The organism is Trujillonella endophytica, assembly GCF_900110555.1.
GTDB lineage: Bacteria > Actinomycetota > Actinomycetes > Mycobacteriales > Geodermatophilaceae > Trujillonella > Trujillonella endophytica.
Map to the genome: position 1 here is coordinate 127,007 of NZ_FOEE01000004.1, position 17,753 is coordinate 144,759.

21 protein-coding genes are annotated in these 17,753 nt (G+C 73.4%); 11 read left to right on the plus strand and 10 right to left on the minus strand.

Going from position 1 to position 17,753, the window contains the following annotated elements; genetic code table 11:
- Positions 1-27: 27 nt before the first annotated feature.
- From BMY88_RS07965 to BMY88_RS07985, 5 genes are all read right to left on the minus strand, one after another.
- Positions 28-1,140 (minus strand): ABC transporter ATP-binding protein, encoded by a 1,113-nt coding sequence (locus BMY88_RS07965; RefSeq protein WP_280138704.1) that lies wholly within the window; start codon positions 1,138-1,140, stop codon positions 28-30.
- Complete coding sequence (locus BMY88_RS07970; protein WP_091941938.1) at positions 1,133-2,182, minus strand: ABC transporter ATP-binding protein; 1,050 nt, start codon at positions 2,180-2,182, stop codon at positions 1,133-1,135. Before BMY88_RS07970 ends, BMY88_RS07965 begins: the two co-directional genes overlap by 8 nt.
- On the minus strand, positions 2,179-3,150 hold the full coding sequence (locus tag BMY88_RS07975; protein WP_091941940.1) for an ABC transporter permease: 972 nt from the start codon (positions 3,148-3,150) through the stop codon (positions 2,179-2,181). Before BMY88_RS07975 ends, BMY88_RS07970 begins: the two co-directional genes overlap by 4 nt.
- A complete protein-coding gene (locus BMY88_RS07980) occupies positions 3,143-4,066 on the minus strand; it encodes an ABC transporter permease (protein WP_091941942.1) in 924 nt (307 codons plus the stop codon). Before BMY88_RS07980 ends, BMY88_RS07975 begins: the two co-directional genes overlap by 8 nt.
- Before the next feature lie 146 nt (positions 4,067-4,212).
- Entirely contained in the window at positions 4,213-5,856 is a 1,644-nt protein-coding gene (locus tag BMY88_RS07985) for a peptide ABC transporter substrate-binding protein (RefSeq protein ID WP_211435552.1), read from the minus strand.
- 356 nt (positions 5,857-6,212) lie between these two features.
- Here BMY88_RS07985 and BMY88_RS07990 point away from each other — a divergent pair, with 356 nt between their 5' ends.
- On the plus strand, positions 6,213-6,383 hold the full coding sequence (locus tag BMY88_RS07990; protein WP_091941944.1) for a CsbD family protein: 171 nt from the start codon (positions 6,213-6,215) through the stop codon (positions 6,381-6,383).
- A gap of 19 nt (positions 6,384-6,402) precedes the next feature.
- Here BMY88_RS07990 and BMY88_RS24620 read toward each other — a convergent pair whose 3' ends face one another.
- On the minus strand, positions 6,403-7,218 hold the full coding sequence (locus BMY88_RS24620; RefSeq protein ID WP_091941946.1) for an NUDIX domain-containing protein: 816 nt from the start codon (positions 7,216-7,218) through the stop codon (positions 6,403-6,405).
- 43 nt (positions 7,219-7,261) lie between these two features.
- On the opposite strand from BMY88_RS24620, the gene BMY88_RS08000 reads away from it, so the two are divergent.
- From BMY88_RS08000 to BMY88_RS08020, 7 genes are all read left to right on the plus strand, one after another.
- Complete coding sequence (locus BMY88_RS08000) at positions 7,262-7,735, plus strand: RrF2 family transcriptional regulator (protein WP_091941948.1); 474 nt, start codon at positions 7,262-7,264, stop codon at positions 7,733-7,735.
- Positions 7,736-7,764: 29 nt separating this feature from the next.
- Complete coding sequence (gene cysC, locus BMY88_RS08005; protein ID WP_091942354.1) at positions 7,765-8,328, plus strand: adenylyl-sulfate kinase; 564 nt, start codon at positions 7,765-7,767, stop codon at positions 8,326-8,328.
- Between the two features lie 40 nt (positions 8,329-8,368).
- Complete coding sequence (locus BMY88_RS24845) at positions 8,369-8,455, plus strand: putative leader peptide (RefSeq protein WP_428978313.1); 87 nt, start codon at positions 8,369-8,371, stop codon at positions 8,453-8,455.
- Between the two features lie 99 nt (positions 8,456-8,554).
- Positions 8,555-10,228 (plus strand): nitrite/sulfite reductase, encoded by a 1,674-nt coding sequence (locus BMY88_RS08010; protein ID WP_091942355.1) that lies wholly within the window; start codon positions 8,555-8,557, stop codon positions 10,226-10,228.
- The gene (locus BMY88_RS23330; RefSeq protein WP_139220432.1) at positions 10,225-10,398 is read left to right on the plus strand and encodes an Insertion element protein; all 174 of its coding nucleotides are present in this window, start codon (positions 10,225-10,227) and stop codon (positions 10,396-10,398) included. Before BMY88_RS08010 ends, BMY88_RS23330 begins: the two co-directional genes overlap by 4 nt.
- Positions 10,395-11,120, plus strand: a complete 726-nt coding sequence (locus BMY88_RS08015; protein WP_170861009.1) for a phosphoadenylyl-sulfate reductase — start codon at positions 10,395-10,397, stop codon at positions 11,118-11,120. The genes BMY88_RS23330 and BMY88_RS08015 overlap by 4 nt, the downstream gene beginning before the upstream one ends.
- A 23-nt stretch (positions 11,121-11,143) precedes the next feature.
- Positions 11,144-11,437, plus strand: coding sequence for a 4a-hydroxytetrahydrobiopterin dehydratase (locus BMY88_RS08020; protein ID WP_091941950.1), 294 nt, complete (start codon positions 11,144-11,146; stop codon positions 11,435-11,437).
- A gap of 11 nt (positions 11,438-11,448) precedes the next feature.
- Here BMY88_RS08020 and BMY88_RS08025 read toward each other — a convergent pair whose 3' ends face one another.
- Positions 11,449-12,423, minus strand: a complete 975-nt coding sequence (locus BMY88_RS08025; protein WP_139220433.1) for a metallophosphoesterase — start codon at positions 12,421-12,423, stop codon at positions 11,449-11,451.
- Positions 12,424-12,708: 285 nt separating this feature from the next.
- Here BMY88_RS08025 and BMY88_RS08030 point away from each other — a divergent pair, with 285 nt between their 5' ends.
- A complete protein-coding gene (locus BMY88_RS08030) occupies positions 12,709-14,121 on the plus strand; it encodes an alkaline phosphatase PhoX (RefSeq protein ID WP_091941954.1) in 1,413 nt (470 codons plus the stop codon).
- Between the two features lie 58 nt (positions 14,122-14,179).
- Here the strand turns inward: BMY88_RS08030 and BMY88_RS08035 are convergent, their stop codons facing one another.
- Together BMY88_RS08035 and BMY88_RS08040 are read right to left on the minus strand one after the other, a co-directional pair.
- Entirely contained in the window at positions 14,180-14,569 is a 390-nt protein-coding gene (locus BMY88_RS08035; RefSeq protein WP_211435553.1) for a DUF3037 domain-containing protein, read from the minus strand.
- Positions 14,570-14,598: 29 nt separating this feature from the next.
- Positions 14,599-15,507 carry a HipA family kinase gene (locus BMY88_RS08040; RefSeq protein WP_091941958.1) on the minus strand — a complete coding sequence of 303 codons (909 nt, stop codon included), beginning with the start codon at positions 15,505-15,507 and terminating at the stop codon, positions 14,599-14,601.
- A gap of 54 nt (positions 15,508-15,561) precedes the next feature.
- Here BMY88_RS08040 and BMY88_RS08045 point away from each other — a divergent pair, with 54 nt between their 5' ends.
- Positions 15,562-16,107 carry a DUF1990 domain-containing protein gene (locus tag BMY88_RS08045; protein ID WP_091941960.1) on the plus strand — a complete coding sequence of 182 codons (546 nt, stop codon included), beginning with the start codon at positions 15,562-15,564 and terminating at the stop codon, positions 16,105-16,107.
- A 9-nt stretch (positions 16,108-16,116) separates the two neighbouring features.
- Here BMY88_RS08045 and BMY88_RS08050 read toward each other — a convergent pair whose 3' ends face one another.
- Positions 16,117-16,467 (minus strand): iron chaperone, encoded by a 351-nt coding sequence (locus tag BMY88_RS08050; RefSeq protein ID WP_211435554.1) that lies wholly within the window; start codon positions 16,465-16,467, stop codon positions 16,117-16,119.
- An 86-nt stretch (positions 16,468-16,553) separates the two neighbouring features.
- Between BMY88_RS08050 and BMY88_RS08055 the strand changes: the two genes are divergently transcribed.
- Positions 16,554-17,708, plus strand: a complete 1,155-nt coding sequence (locus tag BMY88_RS08055; protein WP_091941962.1) for a serine hydrolase domain-containing protein — start codon at positions 16,554-16,556, stop codon at positions 17,706-17,708.
- Positions 17,709-17,753: the final 45 nt, after the last annotated feature.

Sequence of the window (17,753 nt, forward strand, 5' to 3'; positions counted from 1 at the left end):
GTCCCCCCGTTCCGGGCCGGCACACCGTCACTCCGGGACGACGGTGCGCGCCTCGGCGAAGTGGCACGCGGACGGGTGGCCCTGCCCCCGGTCGACGAGCGCCGGCGGCTCCTCGGCGCAGATGTCCCGAGCCTTCCAGCAGCGGGTGCGGAAGCGGCACCCCGACGGCGGATCGGCGGGGCTGGGGACGTCGCCCTGCAGCAGGATGCGGTCCTTCTGGCCCCGCAGCTGCGGCTCGTGCAGCGGCACCGAGGACAGCAGCGCCTGCGTGTAAGGGTGCGACGGCGTCGTGTAGACCTGCTGCTCGGTGCCCTCCTCCACGATCGAGCCGAGGTACATGACCGCGACCCGGTCGGAGATGTGCCGCACGACCGACAGGTCGTGGGCGATGAAGAGGTAGGAGAGCCCGAACTCGTCCTGGAGGTCCTCCAGGAGGTTCACCACCTGCGCCTGGACCGAGACGTCGAGGGCCGACACGGGCTCGTCGCACACGATGATCTCCGGCTGCAGCGCCAGGGCGCGGGCGATGCCGATGCGCTGGCGCTGGCCGCCGGAGAACTGGTGCGGGTAGCGGTTGACGTAGTCGGGGTTGAGCCCGACCCGGTCGAGCAGTTCCTGGGTGCGCTGCAGCCGGCCCTTCTTGGGCGCGATGTCGGCGTGCACGGACCAGCCCTCGGCCACGATGTCCCCGACGGTCATCCGCGGGTTCAGCGAGGCGTAGGGGTCCTGGAAGATGATCTGCACCTCGCGCCGGTAGGCCTTGAGCGCCCGCCCGGACAGGCCGGTGACGTCCTCGCCCTTGTAGACGATCGACCCGGCGGTCGGCTTCTCCAGGTGGACGAGCAGCTTGGACACCGTGGACTTGCCGCAGCCGGACTCGCCCACGAGCCCGACGGTCTCCCCGCGGTGCAGCGTCAGGTCGACCCCGTCGACGGCCCGGACGTGACCGACGGTCCGCTTGAGGACGACGCCCTGGGTGAGCGGGAAGTGCTTCTTCAGCCCGCGGACCTCGAGCAGGGGCTCGCCGAGGGGGCCGCGCGGACCCGCCGGCGTGGCGGCGACGGACACCGCGGTCGCACCCGCCGGCTTCGCGAGGTCGAGCCGTGCCGTCCGGTCGGACTCCGTGCGGTCGTCAGGCACCGAGGACCTCCTCGCTGTAGTGGCAGGCCGCCTCGCGACCGGGGACGACCAGCCGCAGCGGCGGCTCGTCGGTCGCGCACTCCCGGCCGGGGGCCGCGGCCGCGCCCAGCCGCCGGCGCGCGCACCGCGGGTGGAAGGCGCACCCGCTGGGGATGGCGGCCAGGTTCGGGGGCTGCCCGACGATCGGCTGCAGCCGCCCGCCCTTGGCCTCGACCTGCGGCACCGAGTTCATCAGCCCCTCGGTGTAGGGGTGCGCGGCGTCGGTGAAGACGTCGTCCACGGTGCCGCGCTCCACGATGCGGCCGGCGTACATGACGGCGACGTCGTCGGCGACCTCGTTGACCACGCCCAGGTCGTGGGTGATGAGGATCAGCCCCATCCCCGTCTCCCGCTGCAGGTCCTTGAGCAGGTCCATGACCTGGGCCTGGACGGTGACGTCGAGCGCGGTGGTCGGCTCGTCGGCGATGAGGATCCGCGGGTCCAGGGCGATGGCCATCGCGATCATCACGCGCTGGCGCATGCCCCCGGAGAACTGGTGCGGATAGTCGTCGACCCGCTTGGCCGCCGCCGGGATGCGGACCCGCTCCATGAGCTCGATCGCCCGCCGCTTGGCCTCCTTGCGGGAGGCGCCCTGGTGCACGCGGAACATCTCGCCGATCTGCCATCCCACGCTGTACACGGGGTTCAGCGAGGACAGCGCGTCCTGGAAGATCATCGAGATGCCGGGGCCCCGGATCTTGCGCTGCTCCTCGGCCGACATCGCCAGCATGTCGCGGCCCTCGAAGCGGATGCCGCCGGTGACGACCGCGGGCGGGGTGTCGAGGATCCCCATGATCGCCTGCGCGGAGACGGACTTGCCCGACCCGGACTCGCCGAGGATCGCCAGGGTCTGGCCCTCGCCGAGGGTGTAGCTCACACCGTTGACGGCGTGCACCACCCCGGAACGCTGGCGGAACTCGACGTGCAGGTCGTCGACCTCGAGGAGGGTGGCACCGGGCACGGCCGCCCGGGCCGCCGGCGGAGAGGTCTCGGGGGCGGTCATGCGCGCTGCCTCGGGTCGAGGGCGTCGCGCAGCGCGTCGCCCATCAGGATGAACGCCATCACCGTCAGGGTCAGGATCAGGCTGGGGAACAGGACCAGGTGCGGCGCCGTCCGCAGCAGCGACTGCCCGGCCTCGATCTGCAGCCCCCACGAGTGGGTCGGGCGCTGCAGGCCGACGCCCAGGTAGGTCAGCGTCGCCTCGGCGGCGATGAGCACGCCGATGGTGATCGTCGCGTAGACGAGGACCGGCGCGACGGCGTTGGGCAGGATGTGCCGGACCAGGATCCGGCGGTGGGACGCCCCCATGGCCCGCGCCGCGGCCACGTAGTCGGCGCTCTTGACCGCGATGACCTGGGAGCGGACCAGCCGCATCGCCGTCATCCAGCCGAACAGCGCCAGCGCCAGCGCGACGGCCGCGGGCCCCGGCTTGTTGATGATCGGGATGTTCGTCGTCGGCCCCACGCGCAGCAGCACCAGCGCGCCGAGCACGAGCGGCAGCGCGTAGAAGATGTCGGTGACCCGGGAGAGCAGGCTGTCGGTGGCCCCGCCGAAGTAGCCGGCGATGGCTCCCATGACCACGCCCAGCACCAGGACGAAGAGGACGGCGAGCACGCCGATGATCAGCGAGTTGCGGGCCCCGTAGACGACGGTCGCCATGTAGTCGCAGCCCTGCTGGTCGAAGCCGAACCAGTGCTGCGCCGACGGCTTGTCCAGGGAGTTGCCGAGCGCGCAGTCGTCCGGGTCCGCGCCGCGGGCGAACAGCCCCGGGAGGAGCGCGAGGAGGATGAACAGCACGGCGAGCACCGAGCCGATCCAGAAGAGCACGTTGCGCTTCAGCGAGTCCCACGCGTCGGACCACAGGCTGTTCTGACGCCCGCTGGCGACGTCGACCGACGGGCTCGCCAGGCCGGTGGTGGTCCCCGCCTCGACCTCGTCCTTGCGCAGTTCGGCCTGCTGCCGGTCAGTCATAGCGGATCCTCGGGTCGAGGACGGCGTAGAGGACGTCCACGATCAGGTTGAAGAAGATGAAGAAGAAGACCATCAGCGTGACGATGCCGACGACGACCGCGCCCTCCTGGTTGTTGATCGCGTCGAAGACGGCGCGGCCGATGCCGGGGAGGTTGAACACCGACTCGGTGACGATCGCCCCGCCCATGAGCGCGCCGATGTCCGCGCCGATGAAGGTGACGACCGGGATCAGGCTGTTGCGCAGCGTGTGCCGGATGATCACCCGGCTGCGCGGGAGGCCCTTCGCCTTCGCCGTCCGCACGTAGTCGGCGCGCATGTTCTCGGCCACGCTCGTGCGGGTCAGCCGGGCGACGTAGGCCAGCGACCCCGCCGCGAGCACCAGGCCGGGCAGCAGGAAGCTGCCCCACCCTTCGCTGGTCCCCGAGATCGGGAACCAGCCGAGTTGGAGCCCGAAGACGAACTGGGCCACGAAGGCCAGCACCAGGATCGGGATCGAGACGATGAGCGTCGTCGAGACCAGCACCACGTTGTCCAGGAACCCGTTGCGGCGGATGCCGGCGAGCACACCGGCGACGATCCCGATGATCGCCTCGAACAGGATGGCGACGACGGCGAGCCGGACGGTGACCGGCAGTCGCTGCTCGATGGTGTCGATGACCGGCCGCTGGCTGAAGTCGATGCCGAGGTCGCCCTGCACCAGGTTGCCGACGTACTTGCCGTACTGCACGAGCAGCGGGTCGTTGAGGTTGAACTCGTCGCGGATCTGCGCCTCGACGGCGGGCGGGAGCGAGCGGTCGCCGCCGAGGGCGGCCACGGGGTCGCCCGGGAGGGCGAAGACCATCGCGAAGATCAGGAACGAGGCGCCGATGAGCACCGGGATGGTCAGCAGGAGTCGGCGCGCGATGTAGCGGCCCATGGTCCCCCTCGGGTGATGCGCCGCCGGGAGTGCCGGTGGCGCCACGGTTCATCGTGCCGCTTCCGCGGCGCACGCGCCGCCGGGGGCGGCCGTCCTGGTCGGACGAGCGCCCCCGGCGGTCGGTGTGGGTTGTCCTGTCCTGCGGGTCAGCCGGCGATCGTGACCGCGGCGGCGTCGATGCGACCGAAGGCGTCGATGATCACGTTGTCGACGCGCTCGGAGTGCGCACCCTGGTTCACCCGGTAGAACAGCGGGGCCGACGGCATGTCCCGGACCAGGATGTCCTCGGCCTGCTGGTACAGCTCGATGGCCTCGTCGTCGGTCGCCGCCGCGTTGCCCTCCTCGAGCAGCGCGTCGAACTCCGGGTTGCTGTAGAAGGTGTAGTTCGAGCCGCCGATGGCCGCGGTCGAGTACAGCGGGCCGAGGAAGTTCTCCGGCGTCGGGTAGTCCATGATCCACGCGTCCCGGAACGGGCCGGTCATGCCCTGCTCGCGCCGCAGCGGCAGGATCTGCGCCTGCGGGAGGTCGCCGCGGAGCACGTACTCGATGTCCAGGTTGTCGCGGAGCTGGTTGCCCACGGCCTGCATCCAGGCGTCGTGGCCGGCGCCGGCGTTGAACCACAGGTCGACGGGCTGGCTGCGGTCGAACCCGGCCTCGTCGAGCAGGCGGTTGGCCTCCTCGACGTTCAGCTCGCAGACGTCGCAGGCGTCCTCGCGGAACCCGTTGACCACGGGGCTGATGAAGGACGTCGCCGGGGTGCGGGTGCCCAGGAAGATCGCGTCGGAGATGGCCTGCCGGTCGATCGCCATGGAGAAGGCCTGGCGGACCCGCGGGTCGGCGTAGCGCTCGTCGTACGTCGGGAAGCTCAGCGACGTGATGTCGCCGTACGTCGTCTCGATGAACCGGTCACCGAACTCGGCCTCGGCGGACGCGAGGGCGTCCGGCGGGAGGGTGTCGATGATGTCGACCGAACCGCCCTGCAGGTCGGTGTAGGCCGTGTCGACCTCGGTGTAGACGCGGTACTCGACCGACCCGGCGTTCGCGGGCTCGTCACCGGCGTAGTCGTCGAACCGGGTCAGCGTGATGCCGCCGCCGGCGCCGGGGACGAAGGGCTCCTCGGCCTGGAACGGACCGTTGCCGATCGGCTGCTCGCCGAAGGCCGCCGGGTCGTCGAAGAACGCGGGGGGCAGCGGGAAGAAGGCGGTGTACCCGGTCGTGGTGGGCCACTGCGCGTACGGCGCGGAGAGCTCGACCTCGAAGGTCAGGTCGTCGACCACGCGCAGGCCGCTGAGCTCGCTGGCCACCGGGTCGCCGGTGATGTTGCCCTCGGCGTCGGTGGGCGCCTGCAGGTCGTCGTAGCCGGCGATGTTGGAGAAGAAGTACGAGTTCTGCTGGGCGTTGGGGCTGTAGGCCGTGTAGTTCCACGCGTCGACGAAGGACTGCGCGTCGACCGCGGAGCCGTCGTGGAACGTCCAGCCGTCGTTGAGCGTCACGGTCCAGGTCGTCGAGTCCTCGGACTCGATGGACTCGGCCACCCCGGTGAACTGGACCTGGGCGTCCGCGTCGTAGCGGACCAGCCCGGTGAACAGCGAGTCGAGCACCTGGTTGCCCTCGGACTCGGCGGTGTTGCCCGGCAGCAGGGGGTTCTGCGGCTCGCCGATGTAGATGCTGAAGGAGCCGTCGCCCGAGGCGCCCGACCCTCCGTCGTCGTCGCCGCCACAGGCGGACAGCAGCATCGCGCCGGCGAGACCGGACGCGATGAGCGCGGCAGAGCGCTGGGTGAACTTCACGTGGGAGGCCTCTCTCGTCCCGCGCGGACGCGGGGTTCGGACTGGTTCGACCAGGAGCCGGCACGAGGGTCGGCCACCTGGCGGTCAGCGGTCGGGCGGTGGACGGCCGCGAAGGCTCCGTGCACGTCCAACAACGCTAGGGAGCCACCGGGAGGGCCGCCACCTGAGTTGCCCTTTTGTGACCTCTGCTCACGATCTCATTGCCCCACCGCAAGCTCTCCGTGACCCGACCCCCCGGACAGGAGCACTTGCGGTCACATCGACGGACCCCCGTACGGATTACGGCACTCACCCTGCGTGTCGGGCGGGGTCGGCCCGGGTACGCCAACCGTGAGGTCGACGAGAGGAGCTCAACCATGAGCGCGATGGACAAGTTGTCGAACAAGGCACAGGAACTGTCCGGCAAGGGCAAGCAGGCCGCCGGCGACGCGACCGACGACCCGGACCTGAAGGCGGAGGGTCAGAAGGACCAGGCCGCCGGGAACCTCAAGCAGGCCGGCGAGAAGGTCAAGGACGCCTTCAAGTGACGCGGCCGGCGGCTGCTCGTCAGCCGCCGGCGCGAGGGGGGTGCGGGCTGCTGCCCGCACCCCCCTCGTCGTTCGCGGGTCGGCCGGACGCCGGGTCCAGCACCCGGACGACGTCGGGCAGCAACGGCCGGTCCGCGGGGATCCAGTCCAGCGCGCCGAGGTCCGCGGCCACCACCCACCGCAGCTCGGTGTGCTCGTGCGGCGTCACCTCCCCGGCCGCGACCCGGCCCCACCAGACGCGCAGCGTGGAGACGCCCGGGGCGCCGCCACCGACGACGCCGTCCAGCGGGACCTCGCCGAGGAACGCCTGGGGCGCCACCTCCACGCCCAGCTCCTCCCGGCACTCGCGGACCAGCGCCTCGAGGTCGGCCTCTCCCGGCTCGACCTTGCCGCCCGGGAACTCCCAGCAGCCGGCGAACGGGCCGTCCGCGCGCTGGGCGACCAGCACGCGGTCGCCGTCGACGAGGGCCACGCCGACGACCTGGACCACGTCGAGGGCGCGCCGCGCGGCCGCCGCGGCGTAGGCGTCCAGGTGCGCCCGCATCGCGCGCACCAGCGGTCGGCGCACCAGCAGCCGGTCGACCACACGACCCGGCGGGCCCGGCAGGGCCGGTGTCCACTCCACGCGCTCCTCGACCAGGGTGCCGGCGCCGGTCGCCGAGAAGGAGCGCGTATGGGTCGGTCCGCGCCGCCCGCCGGAGTACACGTCGCGGTAGGGCCGCTCGGACGCGACCTCCTCCAGCGGCGCCCCCCACGGCCGCCCGAGGGCCCGCGCGACGTCGAAGGCGACGGTCAGCGGGGCCTCCACCAGGGTGGTGAAACGCAGGTGGGGCACCGCGTCACCCTGCCAGAGCGGCGCGGGACGGCAAGATGAGGCGATGCGCATCACCGCCCGCGTCGACTACGCCGTCCGCGCCGCCCTCGAACTGGCCGCGGCGGCGCCCGACGCGCTCACGTGCGACAAGATCGCCACGGCCCAGGACATCCCCTCCCGCTTCCTCCAGTCGATTCTCGGCGACCTCCAGCACGCCCGGCTGGTCACCAGCCAGCGCGGCCGCGAGGGCGGGTACCGGCTCGCCCTCCCCGCCTCGGAGATCTCCATCGCCCGGGTGATGCGCGTCGAGCAGGGCTTCCTCGCCGAGGTCCACGGCCAGCGACCCGAGGACGTCTCCTACCCGGGCACCGCGGAGCCGCTGGCCGCGGTGTGGGTCGCCGCCCGCGCCGCCTACCGCCGCGTCCTGGAGGAGGTCACGCTCGCCGACGTCGTCGCGGGCAAGCTCCCGGCCGAGGTCAGCGAGCTCGCGGCGGTCGAGGACGCCTGGCGGTCGTTCAGCGACTCCCCGGGGGAGTGACCCGGCCGGGCCTGGGCGAGACTGGCGGCATGAGCAGTGCCTCCGCCGCCGGCGTCACCGTGTTCCTGACCGGGCTCTCCGGCGCCGGGAAGTCCACGATCGCCGACGCCCTGGTGGCACGGCTGGAGGCCGACGGTCGCCCGGTCACCGTTCTGGACGGCGACGTCGTCCGCACCCACCTGTCCAGCGAGCTGGACTTCAGCCGCGCCCACCGGGACCTCAACATCCGGCGCATCGGCTTCGTCGCCGGCGAGGTGGTCAAGCACGGCGGCACGGTGGTCGTCGCCGCGATCGCCCCGTACGAGGCGGCCCGGGAGGAGGCGCGCGAACTGGTCGAGCGGCACGGCCGGTTCCTGCTGGTGCACCTGTCCACCCCGCTGGAGGTGTGCGAGGGGCGCGACGTCAAGGGCCTGTACGCCAAGGCCCGCGCCGGGGAGATCCCGGGCTTCACCGGCATCGACGACCCCTACGAGGCGCCCGCCCGCCCGGACCTCGTGCTCGACACGTCGGTCACGCCCCTCGCCGAGTCCGTGGCCAGGATCCGGGCCGCGATCGACGCCGCCGCAGCCGGCGCCCCGGGCGCGGTCGCCTGAGTCACACCGCCCGGGGGCCCGGGTGTGAGACGATCGGGGCGTGACCGGTGGTGGCGTCCTCCTCGTCGCGCGCCGTCACATCGACCTCGCGCGCGTCAGCAGCGCAGCCTGTCTCGCCCCGCGCTGAGACCAGTCCTCCCCCGCAGCACCTGCTGCGCCCCCCGACCTGGCAGCGCCTCCCGCCGGGCACGACCGGCGGACGACGGCGCAGGAAGAAGTGCCCTCCGTGTCCTCCCCCACGCGAACCAGCAACCGACCCCAGCGGGGTCAGGGCCAGTGGGCGCTCGGCTACCGGGAGCCGCTGAACCCGAACGAGCGGATGAAGAAGGACTCCGACGGGCTCGAGGTCCAGCAGCGGATCATCGACATCTACGCGAAGGCCGGCTTCGACTCCATCGACCCGGGTGACCTGCGCGGCCGGATGCGGTGGATGGGGCTCTACACCCAGCGCGCCCAGGGCATCCCCGGTGGCAAGACCGCCGTCCTGGAGCCCGAGGAGCTCGAGGACTCCTACTTCATGATGCGCGTGCGCATCGACAGCGGGCAGCTGAGCAGCGACGCGCTGCGGGTCATCGGCGGCATCAGCACCGAGTTCGGGCGCGACGTCGCCGACGTCACCGACCGGCAGAACGTGCAGTACCACTGGATCCGCATCGAGGACGTCCCCGAGATCTGGCGGCGGCTGGAGACGGTCGGGCTGAGCAGCATGGAGGCCTGTGGCGACGTGCCGCGCGTCATGCTCGGCTGCCCGCTGGCCGGCATCCTCGAGGACGAGGTCATCGACGCCACCGACGTCATCCACGCGACGGTGGACAAGTACGTCGGCAACCCCGAGTTCAGCAACCTGCCGCGCAAGTGGAAGACGTCGATGTCCGGCTGCGTCGACCACTGCACCGAGCCCGAGATCGACGACGTCGCGTTCGTCGGCGTCGTGAACGAGGCGGGCGAGGCCGGCTACGACCTGTGGGTCGGCGGCGGGCTGTCGACCAACCCGATGTTCGCCCAGCGGGTCGGCGTCTTCGTCCGGCCCGAGGAGGTGACCGAGGTGTGGGCCGGCGTCACCTCCGTCTTCCGCGACTACGGCTACCGCCGGCAGCGCACCCGCGCCCGCATCAAGTTCCTGATGGCCGACTGGGGTCCGGAGAAGTTCCGCCAGGTACTGCAGGACGAGTACCTGCAGCGGCAGCTGCCCGACGGCCCCGCGCCGGCCAAGGCCAAGCACGACCAGCGCGACCACGTCGGCGTCGCCCGGCAGAAGGACGGCCTCAACGCCGTCGGCTTCGCGCTGCGCACCGGCCGGATCAGCGGCTCGCTGCTCACCACCATCGCGGACCTCGCCGACGAGTACGGCCAGGGCCGCGTCCGGACGACGACCCAGCAGAAGCTCGTCATCCTCGATGTGCCCGACGAGAAGGTGGAGGCGCTGGTCGCCGCCCTGGCCGAGCACGACCTGCTGGTCCGCCCCAGCGCGTTCCGCCGCGGCACGATGGCGTGCACCGGGCTGGAGTTCTGCAAGCTGGCGATCGTCGAGACCAAGCAGCACGCGCAGGATCTCTACGCCGAGCTGGAGAAGCGGCTGCCGGAGTTCGACGAGCCCATCGGGATCAACGTCAACGGCTGCCCGAACAGCTGCGCCCGGTTCCAGACCGCCGACATCGGCTTCAAGGGCTCGATGGTCAAGGACGACTCCGGCGAGATGGTGGAGGGCTTCCAGGTGCATCTGGGCGGCCACCTCGGCGTCGACGCGACCTTCGGCCGCAAGTTCCGCGGCCACAAGGTGACCAAGGCCGAGACCGCCGACTACTGCGAGCGCGTGCTGCGCGGCTACCTGCAGCGCCGCGAGCCGGGCGAGCGGTTCGCCGCCTACGTCGCGCGCGCCGAGGAGGACTGGCTGTTGTGAGCGAGGACGACGGCGGCGGGTCGGGAAGGCAACGCCAGCTGCCGGTGTTCCACTGCCCGTACTGCGGTGACGAGGGGCTGACCCCGCACGGGGACGGCGGCGAGTGGCACTGCGCCGCCTGCCTGCGCACCTTCACCGTCCGTCTGACCGGGACAGGAGTGCCGTCGTGACCACCGCCGTCCGTCCCACACCGGAGATCGCCGGCCCCCAGCTCGCGGCCGCCGCGGACGCCCGTTTCGACGGCATCGCCGACCCGGTCGAGCAGGCGCTCGCCGTCCTGGCCTGGGCCGGCGAGACGTTCGGCGCCGGGTTCGCCGTCACCTCGTCCATGGCCGACGGGCTGCTGGCCCACCTGGCCTCCCGGTCCGTCCCGGGCGTCAACGTCGTCTTCCTCGACACCGGCTACCACTTCGCCGAGACCATCGGCACCCGCGACTGGGTGAGCGGCGTCCTGCCGATCACGCTCGTCAACGTGACCGCGCCGCAGACCGTCGCCGAGCAGGACGCCGAGTACGGCCCGGAACTGCACCAGCGCGACCCGGACCTGTGCTGCTCGCTGCGCAAGGTCCAGCCGCTGGCGCAGGCGCTGGCCGGGTACGTCGCCTGGGGGTCCGGGGTGCGCCGCGACGAGGCCCCGACCCGCGCCGGCACCCGGCTGGTCGACTGGGACGCCAAGCGCGGCATGGTCAAGGTGAATCCCCTGGCCGCCTGGACCGACGCCGACGTCGACGCCTACATCGCCGAGCACCAGGTGCCGGTGAACCCCCTGCAGGAGATCGGCTACGCGTCCATCGGCTGCGCGCCCTGCACCCGGCCCGTCGCTCCCGGCGAGGACCCGCGCGCGGGGCGCTGGGCCGGCCGCGGCAAGACCGAGTGCGGCCTGCACACCTGACGCAGGGGGGCGAGAATCAGCGCGTGCCCCGACCCCCGCGCCTGTCCCCCGACGACGTGACGGCGGCGCTGCGCGATCTGCCGCTGTGGTCCGGCGACGCCGAGGGCCTGCGGCGCGAGGTCGAGCTGCCGTCGTTCCCCGACGCCGTCGCCGCGATCGTGCGGATCGGCTTCGTCGCCGAGCATCTCGACCACCACCCCGACGTCGACCTGCGCTGGCGGACCCTGCACCTGGCGCTGGTCAGCCACTCCGAGGGCGGCGTCACCGAGCTCGACCTGGACCTCGCCCGCCGGATCGACGCCCTCTACCCCGGCTGAGCGGGCCCGCCTCAGGTCGTCGCGACCGTCTGCGGCTCCCAGGAGAAGACCTCCGGGGTCCGCGGGTCCACGGTCAGCCGGAGCCACTCGGTGGCCGTGTCGCCGAAGGTCTCCAGCCGGGTCAGGTTGGGCACCCCCGCGTACCTCCGCTCCTCCTCGTAGCGGTGCTCGTCGCCGTGGGCCAGCAGCACCGGCCGACCGAACGCCGCGGCCTCCCGGACGATGAGGTCCCGCTCGGCCTGGAACCCCGGGGACGCCACTGGCTCGGCCTGCAGGAGGAGGACGACGCCGGCCGCGTCGGTGCGCTCGGCCTCGTCGAAGGCGGCCGCGATCCACGCGAGGTTGGCCGCGCGACGCGCCTCGAACTCGGCCACCCGTTCCGCCGGACGGTCACCGATCCCCGTCCACGGGGCGAGGCCGTTCTCGCTCCCGACGACGTGCACGGTGGCGAACACGACCCGGCTGCGCTCGAACAGCACGTTCTCGACGTACGCGGCGTGCCCGGGTTGCGCTTGCGACTGCGCAGTCACCGGCATCGCCTGCGTTCCCAGCGTGCGGCCGGGCTCCGGATAGAAGACGTCCCGCACGGCCTCGAGCCGCTCGGTCGGCACATAGCCACCCGCCGCAGGCCGGTGGCAGTCGGTCCACTCGTTGTCCCCGGGCGTCAGCACGAAGGGATCGTCGAAGGTGCCGTAGAGCGCCGCCAGGTCGGCGAACCGCGCGTCGTCGCAGGTCGTCGACCCGCTCTTGACGTCGCCCGCGTGCAGGACCAGGCGGACCCGCGGGTCCGCGTCGATGTCGTCGACCAGGGCGGGGAACTCCAGCCGCTGGGCGTCGCCGTACGGGGTGTCGCCCAGCAGGGCGATCGTCGTCGGTGCGGCACCGCGAGGTCCACCGGGAGCGGCGGCGGCTGGAGCGGCCAGCGAGAGGCAGAGGCCTGCGGTCAGCGCGGTGGCGCTCCACCGGGCCACGGATGCGGTCGTCATGACCGGAACCCTCGGGCCGGATCGCCCGGCGCGGGTGAGACGCGGGTGAAGTCCGAGCGAACCCCTGCCGGTGGCCGGCGGGACCCACCGCGCCGTGCGGTGCGGCGCGCGCGGCAGGCACGCCCGCGGGGTCGGGCGAGCGGGGAGGACCGGACCCGGTCGGACGACCGCACACGTTCACGCAATGGATGCCCGGAGGTCCCGTGGCGGTCCCTTCCGCCACCGAGTGTCGAAGCCAGACGGCGGCTCCATCCGCCGCCGCACGACCTTCGGGAGAACCTCCACATGACGATGAACCGGCGCTCGTTCCTGACCAGCGGTTCTGCCCTGGCGGTGGCGACCGCGTTCGGATCGACCCTGCTCGGCGCCACCGCCGGCCCGGCGTCCGCGGCACCGCCGGCACCCGGCGGCGGTCGTCCCGGGGCCGGCTACGGGCCGCTGCGGCCCACGGCCCCCCGCGGCGGCGGTCCCGAGTACCTCGCCGTCCCCGCCGGCTTCACCTACAGCGTCCACGGCATCACGGGTGCGCCCATGTCCGGGTACGACCACCCCCACCCGCACCAGCTCGACGGCGCCGCCGCCTTCGAGCTCGCCAACGGCAACGTGGCCTACCTGCGCAACTGCGAGGACCGGGCGCCGGCCGGCGCGCCGCAGCAGTTCTCGATCAGGGACCGCACCAACGCCTACGACGCGCGTGCGTACGGCGGGGTGACGACGCTCGAGTTCGACAGAAACCTGAACCACGTCGTCCGCGAGTCGATCGTCCTCACCGGCACGACGGTGAACTGCGCCGGCGGGATCGTCTCCGTCGACGGCGTGCAGGGGTGGATGACCTGCGAGGAGACGACGGTCGGTCCCGCCAACGGCTTCGAGCAGAAGCACGGCTACACCTACTTCGTCCCCGCTGCCGCCGAAGGTCCGGTCCGGGCCGAACCGTTCCGCCAGATGGGTCGCTTCGCCCACGAGGCCGTAGCCCAGGACGCCGCCGGCGTCGTGTACCTCACCGAGGACCAGGGCGACACGAGCGGCTTCTACCGCTACCTGCCCGACGACCGCTCCCTCCGTACCGGCCGGCTGCAGATGCTGGCGGTCGACGGCCAGCCCACCTTCACCGCGTTCACCGGACAGCAGCAGGGCGCGACCTTCCCGGTGACGTGGGTCGACATCGCCATCCCCGACCCCGAGCTGCCGGCCCAGCCGCGGACCGCTGTCCAGGGCCGCACCCTCGGAGCCGCCTACTTCAACCGGCTCGAGGGCATCTGGGCGGGCGCGGGCACGATGACCTTCGCCTCGACGTCCGGCGGCGCCGCCCGGCGCGGTCAGATCTGGCAGTACGACATCGCCCGGCAGACGCTGTCGATGATCTTCGAGTCCACCGGCAGCGACGTCCTGGACTCGCCGGACAACCTCGTGGTCACGCCGCGGGGCGGGATCATCCTGTGCGAGGACGACGCCTCGGGCGACGGCGACACCCACCCGCTGGCACCCGGGCTCACGGACGTGAACCGCCTCATCGGCCTCAGCGCCGACGCTCAGCCCTTCGAGCTCGTCGTCAACCGCTTCAACGACGCCGAGCTCGCCGGTGCAGCGTTCAGCCCCGACGGTCGGACCCTGTTCTTCAACGTCTTCGGCAACGGCGCTGCCGGACAGGGCTTCACCGTGGCCCTGCGCGGCCCGTGGAACGCGGGCCCGCTGTAGGTCACCCCGGTCCGACGACGCCCCGGCCGCCCGCCTCGCGCGGGTGGCCGGGGCGTCGTCACCCGCTGACGGGGAGGACCAGCAGGCGGAGCAGGCGGTCGGCCTCGGCGTCGGGGTCCGCGGTCAGCCCGGTGTGCACCGGCCCGGTCTGGACGACGGTGCTGCGCGGCGCCGTCAGCCACCGGAACCGCGACCCCAGCGCCTCCCGGCCGGCCGCACCGGAGGCGCCGTCCGCGGCACAGACATCGGCGACGGCCTGCAGCGCACCGGCGATCGCCTCGACGTCGGCGGTCGGGTCGAGGCCGCGGAGCCGGGCCGGGTCCAGGTGCAGGCGGCAGCCCAGGTAGTCCCGCTGCCGGCAGTAGACGATCACGCCGGCGTTCAGGAACTCCCCCCGCTCCACCCGAGGCACCACCCGCAGGACGGCGTACTCGAAGGTGTCCCTCACCGCTGGGCTCCTGCGCTCCGATTCGTCCCTCACCGCTGGGTCACCCCCTCGGGCGGCGGCGGGCCCAGCCACGCCGGCCGGTTGCGGCCGACCACCGGACGCTTCCGGCCGGCCACGCCCGCGGCCGCCGCCGCGACGAGCCCGGGAAGCCACGCGTCCCGGGCCGCCAGGCGGGCCAGCAGCTGGTCGACGTACCGCTCCCGCACCCGCCCGGGCGGCTCCGGCCCGGCCCCGGTCAGGGGCCCGCCCCGAGCCTGCGAGGGATGGGGGGACCGGGGTCCTTCCTCCTCCAGCCACGCGTCTGGCACCTGCGCGAGGACCTGCTCGAGCACCTGACGCGTCACCAGCGGCGCCAGGTCGGCGTCGGCCGCGCGCACATCGGGAGAGCACTCGACCAGCGCGTGCTGGGTCGCGTCGTAGGGGCGGGAGACCGCCGCCGCGGCGCCCGGCCAGCTGTGGTGGAAGGTCAGCGCGGCGCCGTGGTCGATCAGCTGCAGCCGGCCGTGCCAGAACAGCATGTTGGGGTTGCGCCAGGAGCGGTCCACGTTGCCGACCAGCGCGTCGAACCACAGCACCCGGCCGGCCAGTTCGGCACCGACCTCCGCCACGCCGGCCTCGAAGTCGAGCGCGCCCGGCAGGTAGTCCAGCCCCAGGTTGATCCCGGCCGAGCGCTGCAGCAGCTCCTGCACCTCCTGGTCCGGCTCGCCCACGGCGAGCTCGGGGGCGACGTCCACCGTCACCAGCGCCGGCACCGGCAGGGCCAGCGCCCGGGCCAGCTCGCCGCAGACCACCTCGGCGACCAGCACCCGGACGCCCTGCCCGGCGGCCCGCCACTTGACCACGTAGGTGCCCAGGTCGTCGGCCTCCATGAGCCCCGGCAGCGAGCCACCCTCACGCAGCGGGGTGACGTAGCGGGTGGCGGTGACGGCGGGCAGCACAGTGCCGGCCAACCTAGCCGGTGGGTTCCGGCGGGGCACCGCAGACTCGGCGACATGGGACTCCTGCGCGCCGTGACCCCGGCCGGCCTCGCCGACGTGCCGTTCACCTATCCGGAGGTGGGCGCGACCGCCGATCCGGTGCTCCCCGCCGGGTACCGGCACTCCGAGCACACGGTCGTGGTGGGCGGCGGGCGCGACGTCTTCGACCGGGTCGTGGCCGCGGTGTTCGCCTGGCGGGTGCAGCGCAGCGTCGGCCTGCGGGTGCGCGCGAGCGGTCCGCCCACCGAGCCCGGCACGGTCGTCGTCCTCACCGCGGGCCTGGACCGGCTCGGCTACGACATCCCCTGCCGCGTGGTGTGGGCACGCACCGCGGGCGACGAGCAGGGGTTCGCCTACGGCACCCTGCCCGGGCACCCGGAGAGCGGCGAGGAGGCGTTCCTCGTGCGGATCGCGGCCTCCGGAGAGGTCACCGTGCGGCTGCGGGTGTTCTCCCGGCTGGCCTCCCCCTCCGCCCGGCTGGCCGGCCCGCTCGCGTGGCGGGTACAGGCCCTGGCCACCCGGCGCTACCTCGCCGCCCTGCGCCGGGCCGCCCGCAGCTGAGCCGGCGCGTCAGGGGACGCGCCGGGCGGCGACCGCCGCGGCGATCCGCTCGACCAAATCCGCGGGGACCGGCCGGGCGTAGCGCAGGTGGACGGCGTCCTTGCCCGACCGCAGCGGCGCGACCTCGGCCTCCAGGTCGCCGTCGAACACCGGCACCGGGTACAGCGCCGCGTGGGACTTCCAGGCTGCGAAGTGCAGGCCGTACCGGTCGCCCAGCATCGCCGCCGGCATCCCGTAGCGGATCGTCTCGGTGGCGCCGGGCATCCCCCGCAGGACGGCGGCACGGACCTCGAGCAGCACCGCCTGCGCCGCGGCGGGGAGCGCGGCCAGGTACTCCTCGACGCTGGTCGGTGCGGTCACGGTGGGCTCCTCGGGATCCGGGCGTCGCCGATGAGTCCGGGCGCTCCGGCACGTCCTACCAGGGAAGCGACTCCCGAGGAGGCGGCATGGGGCTGGCGGACGACGTCCAGACGGTGGTGACCGGGGCGGTCGCCGGGGACCAGGTGCCGGGCGCGGCGTGGCTCGCCACCCGCGGCGGGGAGGTGGCGCGCGGCGCCGCGGGCGCGCACGCCCCCGGCGGGACGGACGCGGTGCGTCCCGACTCGGTCTTCCGCATCTCCTCGATGACCAAGCCGGTCGTCGCCGCCGCCGCTCTCGCGCTGGTCGACGACGGCGTCCTCGCCCTCGACGAGCCGGTCGACCGGCTGCTGCCCGAGCTCGCCGGCCGGGTGGTGCTCGCCGACCCGGCCGATGCCTCCGCCGGCACGGTCCCGGCCCGCCGGCCGATCACGGTGCGCGACGTCCTCACGTTCCGCCTCGGGCTCGGCATCGACTTCACCGCCTCCTGGCCGACCCCGACGGTCGAGGCGCTCGGGGGCATCGGGATGCCGGCGGGGCCGCCGCAGCCGCAGGCCGCGCCGCCGCCGGACGAGTGGCTGCGCCGGCTCGCCACCCTGCCGCTGGCGTACCAGCCGGGCGAGCGCTGGCTGTACCACGTGGGCGCGAGCGTGCTGGGCGTCCTCGTGGCCCGCGCCGCGCGGCGTCCGCTGCCCGAGGTGCTCGCCGAGCGGGTGCTGGACCCGCTCGGGATGTGCGACACCGGCTTCGGCGTCCCCGAGCACGCCCGCGGCCGGCTGGGCCCGCACTGGACACCGCCGGGCGACGACGGCCGGCGCGACTGCTTCGACGCCTCCGACGGGCAGTGGGCCCGGCCGCCGGCGTTCCCCGACGGCGGCGACGGGCTGGTCTCGACCGTCGACGACGTGGCCGCCTTCGCGGGGATGCTGGCGTCGGGTGGACGCGCGCCCGGCGGCGAGCGGGTCCTCGCCCCGGCGACCGTCGCGGTGATGCTCACCGAGCAGGCTGGCCCAGTCGACGACGAGGGCGGCGGCTGGGGCCTGGGCATCGGCGTCCGCCGGACCGACGAACCCGGCGGGCGGTCGGCCGGCTCCTTCGGCTGGGACGGCGGGCTGGGCAGCTCCTGGTGGACCGACCCCGTCACCGGCGCGACGGCGGTGCTGCTGACCAACCAGATGTGGGCGTCGCCGGAGCCGCCGCCGGTGTTCGACGCCTTCCGCGCGGCCGCGTTCGGCCCGCGCTGACCGCCACCCCGTGCAGTTCCGCACTTCTGCACCGGTGCAGAAGTG